This window comes from Saccharothrix syringae, assembly GCF_009498035.1.
In the GTDB taxonomy this organism is placed as follows: Bacteria; Actinomycetota; Actinomycetes; order Mycobacteriales; family Pseudonocardiaceae; genus Actinosynnema; species Actinosynnema syringae.
On the sequence record NZ_CP034550.1, the window covers coordinates 1,222,763 to 1,242,399 of the forward strand.

Here is a 19,637-nt window from a genome sequence, read left to right on the forward strand (position 1 = left end):
AACGGACGAATAGTTAATTGCCATCCGGAACGGTGTGTTGAAACTCTTTCGTGGAATTCGCGCGTTCGGTGGCAGTATGTATTCGTGACCGAAGGGGACGTGCGCTACCGGGTGTTGGGCCCGGTGGCCGCGTACCTCGACGACGAGCCGGTGCGGCTCGGCGGGCCCCAGCAGCGCGCCGTGCTCGCCGCGCTGCTGCTCAACGCCAACCGCGTGGTCTCCGAGGAGCAGCTGATCGGCGCCACCTGGGAGGGCGAGCCGCCGGCCAGCGCCCGGGGCCGGCTCCAGGTGCGCGTGTGGGAGCTGCGCAAGCTCATCGGCCGGGACGCGATCGTGCGCCGGTCGCCGGGCTACCTCGTCCGCGTCGAACCGGGGCGGCTCGACCTCCAGGTGTTCGCCGACGAGGTCGCGGCGGCCCGCGCCGACCTGGCCGCGGGGCGGGTGGACGCCGGCGTCGCGCGCCTGCGGGCGGCCCTCGCGCTGTGGGAAGGACCGGTGCTGGGCGGCGCCACCGAGGTCCTGGTGGACCGGGAGGCCCGGCCGCTGGAGGAACGGCGGCTGGCCGCCCTGGAGGAGCTGTTCGACGCCGAGCTGCGGGCCGGGCGGCACGCGGCCGTCGTCGGCGAGCTGCGCCGGCTGGGCGCGGAGCACCCGTTCCGCGAACGCCTCCAGGCCGCCGTGATGCTCGCCCTGCACCGCTCGGGCCGCACGTCCGAGGCGCTGGCGGCGTACGCGCAGACGCGGCGCAGGTTCGCCGAGGAGCTGGGCATCGAACCCGGGCCCACCCTGCGCGACCTGCACGTCCAGGTGCTCCAGGGCGGCGCCCCCGCCCCCGGACCGACCCCGCCGCCCGCCCCTGACCCGGCCCCCGCCCCCGTCCCGGCCCCCGCCCAGCTGCCGCACGACGTGCGCGGCTTCACCGGGCGCGCGGCGGAGCTGTCCCGCCTGGACGAACCGGGCATCTGGGTGATCAGCGGCCCGGCGGGCGTCGGCAAGACCGCGCTGGCCGTGCACTGGGCGCGCGGCGCCCGCGACCGCTTCCCCGACGGCCAGCTCCACGTGGACCTGCGCGGCTTCGACGCCGACCACGAGCCCGTGCCGCCCGCCGTCGCCCTGGCCCAGCTGCTGCGCGCCCTGGGCCACCAGCGCCTGCCGTCCGACGTGGACGAGCTGACCTCGCTCTACCGGACCGCCCTGGCCGACCGGCGGGTGCTGGTGCTGCTGGACAACGCGCGCGACGCCGGGCAGGTGCTGCCGCTGCTGCCGCCGTCCGGCGTGGTCCTGGTGACCAGCCGCCACCGGCTCGGCGACCTGGTCGTGCGGGCGGGCGCCCGACCGCTGCCGCTGGCCGCGCTGCCCGCCGGCGACTCCCGCGCCCTGCTCGCGGACCTGCTCGGCGCGGCCCCGGCCGACGAGGGCCCGCTGGACGAGCTGGCCGCCCTGTGCGGGCACCTGCCGCTGGCCCTGCGCATCGCCGCGGCCAACCTCCAGGTCGCGCCCCGGCCGCGGGTGGCGGACCTGGTGGCCGTGCTGCGCGGGGGCGCGCTGGCGGGCCTGACCGTGGACGGCGCCGAGGAGAGCGCGCTGACCAGGGCGTTCGACGTGTCCTACCGGGCGCTGCCCGAGCCGCAGCAACGCCTGTTCCGGCTGCTCGGCCTGGTGCCCGGCCCGGACTTCACCCCGGCCGCGGCCGCCGCGCTGCTGGACGTGCCGGTCGCGCAGGCGGGGCGCCTGCTGGCCCGGCTCGCCGCCGCGCACCTGGTCGAGCAGCACGCGCCGGGCCGCTACCGCTTCCACGACCTGGTGCGCGACCACGCCCGCGCGCTGGGCGCCGACGAGGGCGGGTGGGACCGCCTGGTGGCGTTCCACCTGGCCGCCGCGGACGCGGTGGACCGGCACTTCAGCCGCCGCCCGCTGCGGCTGCCCCGCCGTCCCGCGCCCGGACCGCCCGACGAGGTCGCGTTCGGCTCGTCCGCGGAGGCCGTGGCGTGGCTGGAGGCCGAGCACCGCAACCTGACCGCCGTGCTGCGGCAGGCCGCGGTGCGGGGCCCGCACCCGGTGGCGTGGTACCTGGCCGACGTGATCCGCTCGGTGTTCCTGCACCGCGGGCTGCGCGCGGAGTGGCTGGAGGTCGCGTTCCCGGTGCTGGAGGCGGCCCGCGGGGTGCCGCGCGTCGAGGCGATGGTGCTGCGGGGCATCGGGGCGGCGTGCGTGCACCTGGGGCGGCGCGACGAGGCGGTGCGGCACCTGGAGGCCGCGCTGGAGGCGCACCGCCGGGCCGACTGGCCGGAGGGCGAGGCGGCGACGGTCAACAGCCTCGGCATCGCGCTGCTGGCGTCCGGGCGGTTCGCCGAGGCGCGCGGGCTGTTCACCCGCTCCCTGGGCACGGGCACGCGCACCGACGAGATGATGGTGCGCAACAACCTGGGCTTCGTGCACCGCCTGCTCGGCGAGCCGGACACCGCCCTGGCGCACCTGGACCGCGCGCTGGCGATCGCCGTCGCGGACGGGTCGCGGTGGGGCGAGGCCGTGGCCCGGGTGAACCTCGGGTACGTGCTGCGGGCGCGCGGCGACCTGGCGGGCGCGCGGGGGCACCTGGTCGCCGCCTGCGCCCTGCACCGCCGCCTGGGCAACCTCTACGGCGAGGCGTCGGCCCTGGTCGCGCTGAGCGCCGTGGACCTCGACGAGGGCGACGCCGACGCGGCCCGCGCGGCCGCCGAGCAGGCCCTGGCCGTCGCGCGCCGCGAGGAGAACCGCGAAACCGAGATCGGCGCCCTGACCGCCCTGGGCCGAGCCGAGGCCGCCCATCCCCACCCCACCTACCCCCACCCCCGCCCCGCCGAGCCGCCCACCCACCCCCGCCCACGCCCCCACCCCCGCCCACGCCCCCGCTCCGCGGAGCCCACCCACCCCCACCCCACCGGCCCAGCCGAAACCCACCTCCGCCAAGCCCTGGCCCTGGCCCGCCGCTGGGGCTCAGCGTGGCAGGTGGCCGAGGTCCTGCTGGCCCTGAGCGCCACCACCTCCGACCCGGCGCCGGCCGAGGAGGCCCTGGCCATCTCCCGCACCACCGGCCTCCGCCCCCTCCACCCCCACCTCACCCCCTAACCTCCGCGCGAGTCCTCCACTCAGACACCGCGTGTCCTCCACTCCGACACCGCGAGTCGAACGTTCAGGACCGTCGTGTCGAACCTCCAGCACCCCCGAGTTCCACACCCGGGCACGGCGAACGTGGAACTCGCCGGTCGCGAACGTGGAACTCGGGGGTTCCGGGCGTTCGACACGACGGTCCCGAGTGGACGACTCGCGGTGTCTGAGTGGAGGACTCGCGGTGCCGGAGTGGAGGACACGCGGGGAGTGGACGGGGAGTCGGGGGGAAGTGGGCGTGTTTAGCGTCCCCGACGGTTCGCGGGGCGGCTGGGGAGCGGCGGTGGGCGCCGGACAGCGGGACCTCGGTGACCGAGGACGCGGGGAAGAGACGAGAGGAACCAAGGTGCCCAAGAGATCCGGCGCGGGACTGCTGGCGGTAGCCGCCGCGGTGCTCGCGATGGTGGTCGCGCCGAACGCGCCCGCGGCGCACGCGGACGCGGCCGGCGGCGGTGGCGACTACGTCCAGCTCAACAACGACGCCGAGGTGCTGGACACCCGGGACGGGACCGGCGCCGCCGCCGGCCAGCGCGGTGCCGAGAGCACCACGGTGTTCCCGGTGCTCGGCGTCGGCGGCGTGCCGACCACCGGCGTCGGCTCGGTGCTGGTGCGGGCGTCCGTCCTCGACCCGACCGCGGACACGTGGCTGGTGCTGACGCCGGACGGCGAGCAGCGCTCGGACACCACCGCGGTCACCGCCCAGGCCGGCGAGAGCCTGTCCGCGTTCGTCGCGGTCCAGGTCGGCGCCAACGGCAAGGTCGCCGCCTACCAGGCGGCGGGCAAGGCGCACCTGGTGGTCGAGGTGCACGGCTACTTCAAGTCCTCGCAGGGCACCAGCGGCGGCGGGTACGTGCCGGTCGCGCACACCCGCACCGTCGACACGCGCAGCGGCCTCGGCACCGCCACCGGCACCGTCCCGGCGGGCGGCAGCCGCACCGTCACCCTCACCGGCGGCCTGGTCCCGGCCGGTTCCCCCGCCGCGTACGTCAACCTGGCCACGCTGGGCGCGACCGAACCCGGCTGGCTGTCCTACGCGCCGGTCGGCGGCACCGCCCGGCCGGTGATGAACTACGCGAAGGGCACCACGCAGCAGGCCGCGGTCGTGCAGCTGCCCGCCGACGGCAAGGTGACCTTCACCAACCGCGGTCCGGCGGCCGTGCACTTCATGCTCAACCTGGAGGGCCACTTCACCGCCTCCGCGACCACCGGCAGCGGGTACCGCGAGGTCAACCGCCGCCTGCTCAACACCCGCACGGTCGGCGCGGGCCTGCCGGTGGCCCCGAACAGCACCGTCGACGTCCAGGTCGGCGGCACCCACGGCCTGCCCACGCGCGGCATCGCGGCGGCCCTGCTGTCGATCACCACGACCTCCGAGGAGTCCGGCTACGTCAAGGCGTGGCCGGTGGGCCAGGCCGAGCCGGGCCTGACGGTGATGGACCACGGCGTGGGCAGGCGCACCAACTCGGTGTCGGTCAAGCCCGGCACCGACGGCAAGGTCCGCATCCGCAACGGCAGCTCCGGCACGTCCCACGTGATCGTGGACCTCCAGGGCTGGTTCGCCGAGCCGCTGCCGGTCGTGCCGGTGGTGCCCGACACCGCGACCACCGCGTTCCAGGCCGCGCCCGTGGCCGGCGCCCGGGTCGGCACGCTGGAGTACGCCTACACCGACAACGCGGGCCGCGTGGTGCACGGCCACCAGGGCGACGTGGACAACTTCGGCGCGATCCAGTGGACCGTGGTCTCGGGCAACGAGGCGTTCACCGGCAGGCCGGCGATCACCCAGCTGTCCGACGGCCGCGTCCAGATCACCGCGCAGCACCGCGACGGCGACATCCGGGCCATCACCCAGACCGCCGCGGGCGCGGTGACCTGGGGCGCCTGGAAGGACCTCGGCGGTTCCATGGCCGCCGCGCCCTCGGCGGCCAGGCAGGCGGACGGCACGCCCGTGCAGTTCGCGGTCGATGCCGACGGCAGGCTGTGGGTGTACCAGCAGAAGGGCGCCGTGCCCTACTGGCGCAACCTCGGCGACCAGGACCTGGTCGGCGGCCTGACCGCGGTCGCGGTCCAGGGCGGCCTGCGGGTGTTCGGCCTCGACGGCTCGGGCGCGGTGCGCACGGTGCTGTTCTACGACGACGGCTCGCTGTCGCCGTGGACCAACCTGGGCGGGGCCGGCGCGTCCGGTGTGCCCGCCGTGGTGGTGCGGCCGGGCTACCAGCTCCAGGTGTTCGTGCGCGGCGCCGCCGGCACCGTGGTGACCAAGCTCCAGGACGCGGCCGGCACGTGGCCCGCCGACTGGACCGAGCTGGGCGGCGTGGCCGCGGCCGGCGCGCCGTCGGCGGTGCTCGACCCGGCGCTGGGCCGGGTGGCCGTGGTGGTGCGCGGCACCGACCGCGAGATCCACCGGGTGTGGGAGACCGCCGTCGGCGCCAACACCTGGGGCGAGTGGGGCCTGATGATCGACGGGATCTCCGACCCGTCGGCGACCGACCCGACGACCCTGCCCTTCGCCAACGCCAACGGCCAGTCGTGGCTGGTGAGCTTCCTCAGCCCGAACGGCACGCCGAGGTTCGTGCAGCGCTACGTCTGAGGACGGGCGGACGGGCCGGGGGAGCCTCCCCCGGCCCGTCCCGGCGCTTCGGGGGTTCCTCCCGTTTTCACCATAAACCCGGTGGCAAGGGGAGGACATCGGTCCGCGGGCCGATTTTCCGCGGCGGATTCCGGCCTACCTTCTTCCCCGTGCCGGAAATGAGAGCGTTGAACGTCGGCCCGTCCGGGATCGAGATCGCGTACGAACGGCTCGGCGACCCCGCCGCGCCACCGGTCCTGCTGGTCATGGGCGCCGGGGCGCAGCTCGTCAACTGGCCGGACGGCTTCTGCCGCGAGCTGGTCGACCGGGGCGCGCAGGTGATCCGGTTTGACAACCGCGACGCCGGCCGGTCGACCCACTTCCCCGACGCGCCCGTGCCGGACTTCGCCGCCGCCGCGGCCGGTGACCTCTCGTCGGTGTCCTACACCCTGGAGGACCTGGCGGCCGACACCGTCGGCCTGCTCGACGAGCTGGGGATCGGCACCGCGCACGTCGTCGGCGCCTCGATGGGCGGGATGATCGCCCAGGCGGTCGCGATCGGGTACCCGGACCGGGTGCGCTCGCTGACCTCGGTGATGAGCACCACGGGCGCGCCCGGCGTGGGCGAGCCGGACTTCTCCCTGTTCGCGGGGCTGGGCCCGCCGCCTGCGGACCGGGCGTCCTTCGTCGACTGGTACGTGCGCTCGACCGGGCTCGCCGCGTCACCGGCCTTCGCGTTCGACGAGGCCGAGGTGGCCGAGCGGGGCGGGCTGATGCACGACCGGGGCTACGACCCCCTCGGCATGCAGCGGCAGGGCATCGCCGTGGTGGCGACCGGCGACCGCACGGCGGGGCTGCGCGCGCTGCGGGTGCCCACCCTGGTGCTGCACGGCTCCGCCGACCGCGTGTGCGACGTCAGCGGCGGGCGCGCCACGGCGGCGGCCGTGCCCGGCGCGGAGCTGGTGGTGCTGGAGGGCATGGGCCACAACCTGCCGCGCGAGCTGTGGTCGGTGATCGCCGGGCACGTCATGAGGCTGGTCGACCGCGTCGAGGCCGCCTGACCGGGGGGTGGGGCTCGTCGGCCGGTCCGCCCGGACCGGCCGACGAGCCCCGGGGGTTCAGCCGCGGGCGAAGGGCTCGGTCGTCACGGCCTCGAACGGCAGGTGCGTGATCGTCGCCGCGCCGCGCCGCACGCGGAACTCGTCCAGCGCGCCCTTGAACGCCTCGGTGCCGCCGGGCCGCATGCCCAGCTGGATGCCGTCCACCGCGAACGCGTCGCCGTAGGTCGGCGTGCCCCGCACCGTCGCCGTGCCGCGCACGGTGCCGTCCACCAGCAGCTCCAGGGCGGTCCCGGTGCGCCGCAGCTCCACCTGGTGCCACCGGCCGTCGCCGAAGGCGTTGGCGTCGGGTGCCGCCACCGCCGCGGTGCCCGCGTCGGTCTGCACCATGGCGTAGAGCCGGTCCTGGCCGGGCTGGGCGCGCAGCCACAGCGCGCGTTCGGTCGCCCCGAGCCCGTAGGCCCAGACCAGCACCTGGTCGGTCGTCCCGGCGGTGTAGCGCACCCGGAAGTCGATCGAGAAGTCGCCGGGCAGGGCCTGGTAGGGGACCAGCACCGCGTCGTCCACGCCGTCGAACGCCAGCGCCCGCCCGACCGCGCCCGCGGTGGTCGCCGCGCCGCCCCGCACGGCCGAGTGGTGGCAGTGCGCGGAGACGTCGGCCGTGGCCGGGCCGAGCGGGGTGCGGACCACGTCGTGCGCCTGGGTGTTCTGGTGCTCGAAGCCCCACCGCAGCACCCGCTGCCCGGCGATGTCCAACCGGACGTCGTCGAGCTGCCCGGTGAGCACGTCGGTGTCGCCGGGCTTGGAGCCGACGCGCACGCCGAGGGTGCCCGACACCGACCCGGTCAGGCCGGTGGCCGCGGCCGGGGTGCCGCCGTCGACGGCCAGCTCCACCCGGTCGCCCACGCGCCGCAGCACCACCTCGTGCCACGCGTCGTCGCCGAACGCCCTGGCCGCCGACGGGTCGGCGAGCGCCACGGCCACCGGCCCGGTGTCGGTCTCGACCCACGCGTAGAGCCGGTCCTGGCCGGGCTGCGCCCGCACCCACACCGACGGCGCGCCCGAGGTCGCCCCGTAGGCCCACAGCAGGGCGTGGTTGGCGGTGCCGGCCTGGTAGCGGAACCACAGCGAGAAGGCGAAGTCCCGCGCGCCGGGGTCGATCACCGGCGTGTAGGGCACCTCGACGCCGGGGTGGGTGGCGTCGACGGCGAGCGCGCCGCCGCCGACCCGGCCCGCGACCGTGGGCCGGTAGGCGCCGAGGATGGTGCCGTCCGCGCAGTTCCCGCTGATGTCGTCGGTGATGGGCGAGCGGGTCCGGGTCGGCGCCACCGCGGTGTCCACCACCCGCAGCGGCAGGTCCAGCACGAGGGCGCCCGCCTTGCGCAGCCGGACGTCGCGCAGGGTGCCGGAGAACGGGTTGGCGCCGTCGAGCCGCGCGCCGAGCTTGACGCCGGTGCGGCCGCCGGTGACCGCGCCCGCGACGCCCGCGGCCGCGGCCGACGCGCCGTCGACGGCGAGGGTGATCCGGTCGCCGGCGCGGGTCAGGGTGAGCCGGTGCCAGGCGTCGTCGGCGTAGGTGCCGTCCACGGCCGCGGTGGCCGTGCCCTGCGTGCCGCGCACCCAGGCGACCACCTGGCCCTGCTGGAGCCGGACCCACACCTGCGGCGGGGTCGAGCCCTGGCCGTAGGCCCAGAACAGCGCCTGGTCGGCGGTCGAGCCGGTGTGCCGGAACGACAGCTCGACGGTGAAGTCCTCCGCGCCCACGTCCAGCGACCGCGCCCACGGCACGTCCGCCTGCCCGACGAGGCCGCCGTTGACCGAGCCGCGCACGTACGCGTCGTTGGCCTGGGCGGTGACGTCCGGCGAGGTGGGACCGGCGGACTGGGACGCCTCGGCGGCCGGGCTGGTGCCGCCGGGCACCTGGGCCTGCCGGGTGGTGAACCGGTTGAACCGGATCTCGTCGGCGGAGAAGTCCTGCCCGCCCTCGTAGAGCAGGCCGATCTCGCCGGTGGCCAGCTCGGCCAGGTCGGAGTACCCGGCGCGGCCGGTGTTGACCAGCGCGCCCGCGCCCCAGGTGACGCCGTCGTCGGTGGAGTAGCGGATGCGCATCAGCTCGCGGTCCTGCGGGTCCGACGGCCCGGAGAACAGCATGACCCCGCTGCCCAGGGTCAGCACGGCGCCCTGCACGTTCGGCGTGACCAGGGTGGGCACCTGGGTGTGGACCGACGTGGTGGTGCCGCCGTCGGTGCTGATCGCCCTGGTGCGGTGGGGCGCGGAGTCGATCTCGTTGCGCGCGGCCAGGTACACGTCGCCGTTGGGCAACTCGGCCACGGACACCTCGCCCGGCCGCACCTTGCCCGCCACGAACGAGTCGGGCGTCGCACTGGCCTGCCAGGTCTGGCCGTGGTCGTCGCTGTAGAGGACACCGGCCCGCACGACGTCGCCGACGGCCTGGTGCGCGCCGACGACCAGGCGCCCGCCGCGCAGCTGCACGCCGTGCGACGGTCCGGTGGCGAACCAGCCGCGCGTGGTGCCGTCGAACGACACCGGCAGCTGCTCGGCCGCCGACCAGGTCAGGCCGTCGTCGTCGCTGTGCTGCACCCACGGCAGCCGCGCGCCGCCGGGGACGTTGGGGATGGCCTCGTTGGAGGTGGACACCAGGAACACCCGGCCGGTGGTCCGGTCCACCACGGGCGCCGGGTTGCCCCTGGTGAACGGCTTCTCCGGGTCGCCGGGGACCCCGCTGAGCACCACCCGCGCCGGTCCCCAGGTCCGGCCGTCGTTGGTGGAGCGCCGCACCACGACGTCGATGTCGCCGCGGTCGGCGCAGGACGGGGACTCGCGGGCCTCGGCGAACGCCAGCAGCGTGTCGGCCGCCGTCCGCACCAGCGCCGGGATGCGGTAGCACCCGTAGCCGCCGGTCCCGCCCTTGAACAACACGTGCTCGACCCCGATGGACGAGGGCGACGGGCCCACGCCGCTGGCCGAAGCCGGTGCCGGTACCCAGGCCAACGCCAGGACCAGCACCGTTACCAGAAGTCTGCTCACCGAGGCAGGCTAGGGAGCGCCGCTCCCCGTCCACTCCCGATCCGCTTCACGGCGCCCCGGCCTGCGGCGGACCGCCTGCCGGGGCGTCGACCCCTCGATCCCGGTCGCGCGGCGCGCCGCCGCCGGGGTCATCACCTGTCCGCAGTCATGGGGACAGCGTGTCCGCAGCATCGGGGGCGAACCTAGGATGGACCTTGAACAGGCTGCTGAAGGGGCTGGGGGCGTGGACTTCGGGCTGCTCGGCGGCGTCCGGGCGGAAGCGGGCGGCACCGACCTCGACATCGGTCACACCCGCCAGCGCGGCGTGCTGGCGGTGCTGCTGCTGGAGGAGGGCCGACCGGTCCCGGTGGACCGGCTGGTCGACCGGATCTGGGGCGACCGGCCCCCGCTGCGGGCCAGGGAGACCGTCTACGGGTACGTGTCGCGGCTGCGCGCCGCGGGCATCGACATCCGCCGCGGGCCCGGCGGGTACGCGCTCGACGCCGAGCGGGTCGACCTGGACGAGTTCCGCGACCTGGTGGCACGGGCCCGCGTCGCGCCCGACGACGAGGCCGCGCGGTGCTACGACCGGGCGCTGGCGCTGTGGCGCGGCGAGGCCCTCGACGGCCTGGACTCGCCGTACTTCGCGCAGGTCAGGGCCTCGCTCGCGGCCGAGCGCGCGGCCGTCGAGCTGGACCGCAACGACGTGGCCATCCGGCTCGGCGGGCACGCGGCCCTGCTGCCCGCCCTGCGCGCCGCCGCCGAGGCCGACCCGCTGGACGAGCGGGTGGCCGGCCAGCTCATGCTGGCCCTGCACCGCGACGGGCGGTCGTCGGAGGCGCTGCGGCACTACGAGGCGCTGCGGCTGCGGCTGGCCGACCAGCTCGGCGCCGACCCGAACCCCCGGCTGCGGGAGCTGCACCTGCGGATCCTCGACCCGGACGCGCCGGTCGAGGTCGAGCCGCCCCGCGCCGTGCCCCGCCAGCTCCCCGCGCCCCAGCCGTGGTTCACCGGCCGGGACAAGGAGGTCGCCGCCCTCGCCGCGCCGTCGCCCGCGCTGGCGTCCACCGTGGTCATCACGGCCATCGGCGGTGTCGGCGGCATCGGCAAGACGGCGCTGGCGCTGCACTGGGCCCACCGGCACGCCGACCGGTTCCCGGACGGCCAGCTCTACGTGAACCTGCGCGGCTTCGACCCGCGCGCCGAGCCGGTGACCCCGCACGCGGCGCTGCGCGGGTTCCTCGAAGCCCTGGGCGTGGCCGACCCGCCCGCGGACCTCGACGCCCGCGCCGCCCTCTACCGCAGCCTGCTGGCCGACCGCGAGGTGCTGGTGGTGCTGGACAACGCCCGCGACACCGACCAGGTCACGCCGCTGCTGCCGGGCGGCGCCCGGTGCACCGTCCTGATCACCAGCCGCAGCCGGCTGATCAACCTGATCACCACCCACGGCGCGCGGTCGGTCGCGCTGGACGTGCTCGACGACGACGACGCCGCGGCGCTGCTCGGCGCCCGCATCGGCGCGGAGCGCGTGCACGCCGAGCGCGAGGTCGTCGAACGGCTCGTCCGGCTGTGCGGCGGCCTGCCGCTGGCGCTGAACATCGTCGCCGCCCGCGCGGTGACCCAGCCGGACCTGCCGCTCGCGGCGCTGGCCGACGAGCTGGAGGAGCACCGGCTCGACGCGCTCGACGACCTCAGCGCCGACCTGCGCACGGTGTTCGCCGGGTCGTTAAGGGTGCTGTCGCCGCCGGCGGCGGAGCTGTTCGGGCTGCTGGGCCTGGTCCTGTCGCCGGACGTGAGCCTGCGCGCGGCCGGGCACCTGAGCGGCCGCGCCGACACCCGCCGGCTGCTGCGCGAGCTGGAGGCCGCCCACCTGGTCCAGCAGCACCGGGTGGGCCGCTACCGGATGCACGACCTGGTGCGCCTGTACGCCGCCGAGGTCGCCCCGGCCGACGCGGACGCCGCCCTGGAGCGGTTCATCGGCTACTTCGCCGCCACCGCGCACCGCGGCGACCGGCTGATCGAGCCGCACCGGCCGCTGATCCCGGACCCGGTGGGCGACCCGGCGCCGCTGGCCGACGCCGCGGCCGCGATGGCGTGGTTCGACGCCGAGCACGAGTCGCTGCTCGCGGCCCAGCTCCTGGCCGCCGCGCGGGGGCGGCACGCCGTGGCCTGGCACCTGGCGTGGTCGTCGGTCAACTACCACCTGCACCGGGGGCGCGCGGCCGAGGACCTGGCGGCGTGGCGGATCGCCCTGGACGCGGCCGACGCGCTCGGCGACCGGTTCGGGCAGGCGGCCGCGCACAAGTTCCTCGGCATGGCGTTCACCGACGTGGGTCGGCACGACGAGGCCGACCACCACCTGCGGCGGATGCTGGAGCTGGTGGACGGCGACTACGACCGGGCCGCCGCGCACCGGGCCATGGCGTGGGCCATGGAGCGCCGGGGCGACGTCGCCGGTGCCCTGGAGCACGCGCGGGCGCAGCTCGCGCTGTTCCGGGAGCTGGCCCTGCCGGTGCGCGTCGCCGAAGCCCTCAACGACGTCGGCTACCGGCTGGCGCGCCTGGGCGAGTACGACTCGGCCGAGGAGCACTGCCGGGAGGCGTTGGCGCTCAACGAGGAGCTGGGCCACACCGACGGCGCGGCGGCCACCTCGGACAGCCTCGGCTACATCGCCCACCACCGCGGGCGCGACGCCGAGGCGGTGGAGCACTACCGGCGCGCGTTGGAGCTGTACCGGGAGCTGGACAACTCCTACGAGGAGGCCAGCGTGCTGCGCCACTTCGGTGACGTGCTGGCCGCGGTAGGGCGGGCGGGTGAGGCGCGCGAGGCGTGGCAGCGGGCGCTGACCCTGTTCCGCGCGCAGGGGCGGGTGGAGGACGCGGCCGAGGCGCTGGCGCTGCTGGGGTAGGGCTTCGGTGCGGTGGTGCGGTGGTGCGGTGGTGCGGTGGTGCGGTGGTCCCGGTGGTCCCGGTGGTCCCGGTGGTCCCGGGGGTCCAGCGGTGCGGCGGTCCCGGGGTCTCCGCGGTTTCACCGGTTCGTGGTGTCTTCGGTCCGCGATTTCGCCGGTTCGTGGCGTCTTCTCCCCGTGGCGCCCGATCCCCGGCGTCACCGGCGCGCGCAGGCCAGCGCCGTGACCCCCAGCACCGCCGTCGCGGTCAGCACCGCCACCCCGCTGTGGAACCCGCCCACCGCCAGCGCCGGCCCCACGGTCGTGCCGACCATGCGTGCGGTGGAGCCCAGCCCACCCGCCGCCCCCGCCGCGCCGGCCGGCGCGGTCGCCACCACCAGCGCGTTCACCGCCGGGTTGAACAGCCCCTGCCCGACCCCGACCGCGAACAGCCGCCACCCCAGGTCCACCAGTGAGGTCACCGGCAGCAGCAGCGACGCCATGCCCAGCACCGACACCACCGCACCCACCAGCGCCACCGGCCACGGCCCGCACCGGTCGGTCAGCGCGCCCGCCACCACCGACAGCACCGCCACCCCCGACACGTACACCAGCAGGACCAGCCCGACCTGCCCGGACGTGCCGCCCAGCGCGCCGGTCACCTGGTAGGGCACCAGGAAGAACAGCAACCCGCCCAGCGTCGACATCAGCGCCAGCGCCAGCAGCGGCAACCCGAACACCCGCCGCCGCACCAGCGCCAGCACCGGCCGCGACCCGGGCAGCCGCGCCCACCACACCGCCGGCACCACGGCGACCGCGGCCGTCCACGCCGGACCCCCGAACGCCAGCAGCACCCCCGCCACCGCACCGCCGAGCAGCACGGCCTCCAGCACCAGCCCCCGGTCCGGCGGCGGCAGGCCGCGGCCGTCCCCGCGCAGCGACCGCCACCCCAGCCACAGCGCGGCCACCACCACCGGCAGCTTCACCAGGAACACCGCCCGCCAGCCGAGCGCCCCGGCCACGAACCCGCCCAGCGGCGCACCGGCCATGCCGCCGACGGTCATCATCGTCACGATGGACCCCATCGCCCGCCCCCGCCGCTCGGCCGGCACCGCCGCCACCACGATCGGCATGTACCCGGCCAGCACCAGCGCCGCCGCCAGCCCCTGCGCCACCCGGCCGACCAGCACCACCCAGAACACCGGCGCCAGGGCCGTGACCAGGCTCGACACCCCGACACCCACCAGTGCCAGCGCGAACGCCCACCGCACGTCCACCCGGTCCACCCACCGCCCGGCCGGCACCGCGAGGGCCGCCATGGGCAGCGTGTAGGCCGGCAGCACCCACGCCGCGGCCGACGGCCCCACCCCCAGCTCGGCGCCCAGCGCGGGCAGCGCCACCGCCGCCAGGCTCATCTCCGTGGTGACCGCCACCATCGCCATCGCCAGCGCCACCACGGGCGCCCAACCAGCCCTGACCTGCGTGTCCCCAGTCATGGGCGCAACGCTATGGGCGAACCGGCACGCGCCGAATCAGTCACGTGACAGATGCCCGCCCGGTCGTCCCGCTCGTAGCGTCGCCGGCATGGCAGACACGATCAAGCTCGCCGTCATCGTGGGCAGCACCCGCCGGGGCCGGTTCGCCCCGGTGGTGGCCGGCTGGTTCGCCGACCTCGCCGCGCAGCGCGCCGACCTCACCGTGGACGTGCTCGACCTGGCCGACCTGGGCCTGCCCGACACCCTGCCCGCGCATGGCGAGGCCCCGCCGCCCGAGGTCGTCCGCCTGTCGCCGCGCCTGGCGGCGGCCGACGCGTTCACCGTGGTCACCCCCGAGTACAACCACAGCTTCCCCGCGCCGCTGAAGAGCGCCATCGACTGGCACGGCAGCGAGTGGCACGCCAAACCGGTCGCCTTCGTCTCCTACGGCGGCCTCAGCGGCGGCCTGCGCGCGGTCGAGCAGCTCCGGCAGGTGTTCGCCGAGCTGCACGCGGTCACCGTGCGGGACACCGTCAGCTTCCACGGCGCGTGGTCCAGGTTCGACGAGGAGGGCAACCCCCTCGACCGCGCCGAGGTCGACAAGGCCGCCACGACCGTGCTCGACCGGCTCGTCTGGTGGGGGACGGCGCTCAAGGAGGCCCGCGCCAAGCGGCCTTACGGGGCCTGACCGTGCGCGCCGTGCGCCTGCGCGAGCCCGGGGTGCTGCGGGTGGAGGAGGTCGAGGACCCGGAGCCCGGACCGGGGCGGGCGCGGATCGCGGTCCGGGCGGCGGGCGTGCACCCGGCGGACCTGTCGTGCCCGGACCTGCCGACCACCCCGGGCCGCGAGGTCGCGGGCGTGGTGGACGCGATCGGCCCGGACGTGGACGGGGCGTGGCTGGGCCGGCGGGTGGTGACCCAGCTCGGCCTGGCCGACGGCGGGTACGCCGAGCTGGCCGTGCGCGAGGTCGGCGCGCTGCACGTCGTGCCCGAGGGGGTGGGCTTCGCCGCCGCGGTGGCCATGATCCGCACCGGCGGCACCGCCCTGGGCGTGCTCGACGCGGCCGGGTTGGACCCCGACGACGTGGTGCTGGTGACGGCCGCCGCGGGCGGTGTCGGTGGCCTGCTGGTGCGCGGCGCGGTGCTGGCCGGGGCCTTCGTGGTGGGGCTCGTGGGTGCCGCGGACAAGCGGCGGGCGGTGCTGCGCGCGGGCGCGGCCGCCGCGGTCGACTACCGGCGGCAGGGGTGGCGGTCCGAAGTGGCCGGTGCGCTGGCGGGCCGCGAGGTGACGGCGGTCCTGGACGGCGTCGGCGGGGCGGAGGGGCGCGGCGCCTTCGACCTGCTGGGCCAGGGAGGGCGGCTGGTGGTGTTCGGCTCGTCGTCGGGGGAGTTGCTGCCGATGTCCACTTCGGACTTGTTCGCCCGCTCGCTGACCGCCGTGGTGGCGGCCGGGCCGCACATGGCCAGGCGGGCGGGCGGGGTGCGGGCGCTGGAGGCGCGGGCGCTGGCCGAGGCGGGGCGGTTGGCGCCGGTGGTGCAGGAGTTCCCCTTGGCGGAGGCGGCGCGGGCGCACGCGGCGCTGGCGGGCAGGCGGACCGTCGGCAAGGTCGTCCTGCTGCCGGGCGCTCGTTAGGGTCGGGGACGTGCTGCACGGGAGGTCCGCCGAACTCGCCACCCTGGACCGCCTGCTCGACGACGCGCGGGCGGGGCGCAGCGGGGTGCTGGTGGTGCGGGGTGAGGCGGGCATCGGCAAGTCCGCGCTGCTGGACCACCTCGCGGCGCGGGCGGCGGGGCCCTCGACCGCCGACCAGGGCTTCCGCGTGCTGCGCGGCACCGCCGTCGAGTCCGAGTCCGAGATCCCCTTCGCCGGCCTCCACCTCCTCCTCACCCCGGTCGTCGACCGCGTGACCGCCCTGCCCCCACCCCAGGCCACCGCCCTGCGCGCCGCCCTCGGCCTGGCCCCGCCGGACCGCGACGACGGCTACCTCGTCGGCCTCGCCGTGCTCACCCTGCTCGCCGACCTGGCCGAACAGGGCCCCGTCCTGTGCCTGGTCGACGACGCACACTGGCTGGACGAGGGCTCGGCCCGCGCCCTGGTCTTCGCGGCCCGCCGCCTGCAGGCCGAGGGCGTCGCGGTCGTGTTCGCCGCCCGCGACCTGCACGCGCCGCCGTTCCCCGCGCCCGGCCTGCCCGAGCTGCGGCTCACCGGCCTGGCCCCGGCGGCCGTCGCCGCGCTGCTGGCCGAGCACGCGGCCGACCTGCCGCGCCACGTCCGGGCGCAGATCGCCGCCGAGGCGCGCGGCAACCCGCTGGCCCTGCTGGAGCTGCCCGCCGCCCAGCGGGAGGGCCACCTGACCGCCGCGCACGCCCACCACGTCGCCGCCCTGCCCGCGCACAGCCGCGTCCAGCAGACCTTCGCCGACCGCATCGCCGCCCTGCCCGAGCGCACCCGCACCCTGCTGCTGGTCGCCGCCGCCGACGACACCGGCGACCCGGGGGCCGTGGTCAAGGCCGCGGAGCTGCTGGGCGCCTCGATCGCCGACCTGGAGCCCGCCGAGCGGCGGCAGCTGCTGCGCTCCGACGGCGGCCGGCTGGCGTTCCGGCACCCGCTGATCCGCGCCGCCGCCTACCGGGGCGCGCCGCTGGCCCGCCGGCTGGCCGTGCACCGCGCGCTGGCCGGGGTGCTGGAGGACGCCCACCGCGCCGCCTGGCACCTGGCCGCCGCCACCACCGAGCCGGACGAGGCGGTGGCGGCGGCACTGGCCCGCACCGCGGAGGACGCGCGCGGCCGGGGCGGGTTCACCGCGGTCGCGACGGCCTACCAGCGGGCCGCGGAGCTGAGCCCGGACCCGCTCGACCGGGGGCGCCGGCTGGTCGCGGCGGCGGGGGCGGCCGGGGTGGCGGGCCAGTTCGACCGGGCCGCGGTGCTCGCCGAGCAGGCGTGGGACGTGCTGCGCGACCCCGTCGAGGTGGCCCGCGCGGCCCGCATCCAGGCCCGGGTGGCCAGCGAGCGCGGGTTCCCGGCCGAGGCGGCGGCCACGCTGGTGCGCGCCGCGTCGTGCGCCGCGCACGCCGAGCCCGAGCTGGCCGGTGAGATGCTGTTCAACGCCGCGCAGAACGCGTGGGCCGGTCGCGACCTCGCCGCGGTGCGCGAGATCGCCGACCGCGTGGGCGACCTGCCGGGTGCGGCGGACACGCGGGCCGTGGCGCGGGCCGCGCTGGGGCTGGAGGGCGGGGACGTGCCCGGTGGGCTGGCCGCCCTGCGCGAACTGCTCCGCTCCCCGTACGCCGAGGGCGCGGGCGACGCCGTGCGCGCGTGGTGGCACCTGGTGCTGGGCGACGACCGGGCCGCGTCGGGCGTGGCGGTGGAGATGGAGCGCCGGGCGCGGGCCCAGGGCGCGCTGGCCGTGCTGCCGCGCGCGTTGGCGTACCTCGCCCGGTGCCGGCTGCACCTGGGCCGGCACCGCGAGGCCCGGGCGACGGCCGAGGAGGGGCTGCGGATCGCCGACGACATCGGCCAGGGCTTCAGCGTCGGCTTCCTGACCAGCGTGCTGGCCGAGCTGGCCGCGGTCGAGGGTGACGAGCGGCGCTGCGCCGAACTGGTCGCGCGGCAGCCGGTCGAGCCGCCGGGGTCGGTGCGCGCGGCCTGCGCGCTGGCCCTGCTCGACCTCGGCCTGGGCCGCCACGACGCGGTCCTGGAACGCCTGGCCGACGCGGCCGCGGGCACCCACCGGCTCTACGCGATCAGCAGCCTGCCCGACCTGGTGGAGGCCGCCGTCCGCACGGGCGACCGGGCCGCCGCCGAGGACCCGGCCGCCTGGTACGCCGAGTGGGCGGAGCACACCGGCCGACCGTGGGCCCGGGCCGTGGCCGCGCGCTGCCGCGCCCTGCTGACCGACGACGAGCGGTGGTTCACCCGGGCCGCCGAGCTGCACCGCGGTTCCGACCACCGCCCGTTCGAGCGGGCCCGCACCGACCTGCTGCACGGCGAGTGGCTGCGCCGGGCGCGCCGGCGCGCGGACGCCCGCACCCCGCTGCGCGCCGCCCTGGAGGTGTTCGAGCGCCTGGGCGCGACCCCGTGGGCCAACCGCGCCCGCACCGAGCTGCGCGCCACCGGCGAGAGCCGCGCCGTGCCCGGCCCGGACCCGCTGAGCGCGCTCACCCCGCAGGAGCTCCAGGTGGTCCGCCTGGCCGCCGAGGGGCTGAGCAACCGGGACATCGGCGCGCAGCTGTTCCTGAGCCCGCGCACCGTCGGCCACCACCTCTACAAGGCTTACCCGAAGCTGGGCGTCGCCTCCCGCGCCGAACTGACCCGCCTGGACCTGACCGGCTGACCCCGCGCGAGTCGAACCCCCAGCCCCCTCGTGTCGAACCTCCAGACCCTCCGAGTTCCACACTCGGCACCGCCCGAACGTGGAACTCGGGGGTCGCGAACGTTCGACACGACGGTCGTGGAGGTTCGACTCGCGAGCCCTGAACGCATGACACGCCGGTCCTCAACGCATGACACGCCCGGCTTGGACGCATGACACGCCGGGGGGAAGCGCTCCCACCCGGCGTGTCATGCGTTCAGACCTCGCGTGTCATGCGCTCGGAGCCTGGGTGTCATGCGTTCAGAGCCTGCGTGTTCTTCGGGCTGGCACGGTGAGCCCAGTGGTCAGGGGAGGACGCGGGCGGCGGCCACGGGGCGTTGGGTCGTGGTGTAGGTGCCGGCGGACGAGGTGTTCACGCTCCACCGGTACCGGGTGAACTCGCCGGTCGCGTCGGAGGCGTAGAACATCATGTGCCCGAAGCCCGCCCCGTCGGTGGCGGCGGTGGCGTTGAAGATGCGGCTGTCCGGGAACCGGGAGTAGTTGCCCACCCCGTACCGGCCGTGCGGCTCGGACGTGCAGTCGACCACCTCGACCGCGTACTGCGTCTCACCGGGGAAGTTCAGCGACGCCACCGGCGCGCGGTAGGCGCCCTTCACCGACCGCACCATCACGATGTGCCCGGTGTTGGTGTCCTGGTCGTTGCGGTAGTCCACCGCCACCAGGTCGCCCGGCCGCAGGTCGGCCACCCTGGTCACGCGCTCGAAGTGCGGCACGGCCCGCTCGGCGAACACGCGCCGGTAGTCGCGCGCGAACGGGCTCGCCGTGCCGAAGTGGGTGCGGAAGAAGCGCCCGGTCGCCCACTGGTAGGTCCGCCGGAGCACCGCGGTCTGGAACGAGGCGCACTGGCTGCGGTTGACCCACCCCGAGGCGTCGCCGGGCGAACCCCAGCGCACCACGTTCGGCTGGTCCGGTTCCTTGTACGCGTTGTTGCCCAGCGGGCACGTCGGCAGCGACAGGTAGCCGACCAGCAGCTCGGCCTCGATCAGGTGCGGTGTGGACGTCCACACCGGACGCGGCGCGCCGGTCCCGGGGGGCGCGGCGAGCGCGGTTCCCCCGGGCATCGGTCTCCAGGACAGGTCCATCACGCGGCTCCCCCCTTCGGTGC

10 protein-coding genes are annotated in these 19,637 nt (G+C 76.6%); 7 read left to right on the forward strand and 3 right to left on the reverse strand.

Going from position 1 to position 19,637, the window contains the following annotated elements; all coding sequences use genetic code 11:
* The first annotated feature begins 84 nt into the window (after nt 1–84).
* From EKG83_RS05725 to EKG83_RS05735, 3 genes are all read left to right on the forward strand, one after another.
* Nucleotides 85–3,108 carry an AfsR/SARP family transcriptional regulator gene (locus EKG83_RS05725; RefSeq protein WP_153277899.1) on the forward strand — a complete coding sequence of 1,008 codons (3,024 nt, stop codon included), beginning with the start codon at nt 85–87 and terminating at the stop codon, nt 3,106–3,108.
* A gap of 385 nt (nt 3,109–3,493) precedes the next feature.
* Nucleotides 3,494–5,734 carry a hypothetical protein gene (locus EKG83_RS05730; protein ID WP_051766449.1) on the forward strand — a complete coding sequence of 747 codons (2,241 nt, stop codon included), beginning with the start codon at nt 3,494–3,496 and terminating at the stop codon, nt 5,732–5,734.
* A 158-nt stretch (nt 5,735–5,892) separates the two neighbouring features.
* The gene (locus EKG83_RS05735) at nt 5,893–6,774 is read left to right on the forward strand and encodes an alpha/beta fold hydrolase (RefSeq protein ID WP_033433323.1); all 882 of its coding nucleotides are present in this window, start codon (nt 5,893–5,895) and stop codon (nt 6,772–6,774) included.
* 57 nt (nt 6,775–6,831) lie between these two features.
* On the opposite strand, the gene EKG83_RS05740 is transcribed toward EKG83_RS05735, so the two are convergent.
* A complete protein-coding gene (locus EKG83_RS05740; protein ID WP_153277900.1) occupies nt 6,832–9,819 on the reverse strand; it encodes a LamG-like jellyroll fold domain-containing protein in 2,988 nt (995 codons plus the stop codon).
* A gap of 223 nt (nt 9,820–10,042) precedes the next feature.
* On the opposite strand from EKG83_RS05740, the gene EKG83_RS05745 reads away from it, so the two are divergent.
* Nucleotides 10,043–12,706 carry an AfsR/SARP family transcriptional regulator gene (locus tag EKG83_RS05745; RefSeq protein ID WP_033433322.1) on the forward strand — a complete coding sequence of 888 codons (2,664 nt, stop codon included), beginning with the start codon at nt 10,043–10,045 and terminating at the stop codon, nt 12,704–12,706.
* 197 nt (nt 12,707–12,903) lie between these two features.
* Here the strand turns inward: EKG83_RS05745 and EKG83_RS05750 are convergent, their stop codons facing one another.
* Nucleotides 12,904–14,181, reverse strand: coding sequence for an MFS transporter (locus EKG83_RS05750; RefSeq protein ID WP_033433321.1), 1,278 nt, complete (start codon nt 14,179–14,181; stop codon nt 12,904–12,906).
* Between the two features lie 88 nt (nt 14,182–14,269).
* Here EKG83_RS05750 and EKG83_RS05755 point away from each other — a divergent pair, with 88 nt between their 5' ends.
* Genes EKG83_RS05755 through EKG83_RS05765 form a run of 3 tightly spaced genes read left to right on the forward strand, consistent with a single transcriptional unit; the run spans nt 14,270 to nt 18,493 of the window.
* Entirely contained in the window at nt 14,270–14,848 is a 579-nt protein-coding gene (locus tag EKG83_RS05755) for an NADPH-dependent FMN reductase (protein ID WP_033433320.1), read from the forward strand.
* Nucleotides 14,849–14,850: 2 nt separating this feature from the next.
* Nucleotides 14,851–15,792, forward strand: a complete 942-nt coding sequence (locus EKG83_RS05760; RefSeq protein ID WP_033433319.1) for a zinc-binding dehydrogenase — start codon at nt 14,851–14,853, stop codon at nt 15,790–15,792.
* A gap of 10 nt (nt 15,793–15,802) precedes the next feature.
* On the forward strand, nt 15,803–18,493 hold the full coding sequence (locus EKG83_RS05765; protein ID WP_033433318.1) for an AAA family ATPase: 2,691 nt from the start codon (nt 15,803–15,805) through the stop codon (nt 18,491–18,493).
* 323 nt (nt 18,494–18,816) lie between these two features.
* On the opposite strand, the gene EKG83_RS05770 is transcribed toward EKG83_RS05765, so the two are convergent.
* Nucleotides 18,817–19,593 (reverse strand): hypothetical protein, encoded by a 777-nt coding sequence (locus EKG83_RS05770; RefSeq protein ID WP_228122513.1) that lies wholly within the window; start codon nt 19,591–19,593, stop codon nt 18,817–18,819.
* Between the last annotated feature and the right edge of the window lie 44 nt (nt 19,594–19,637).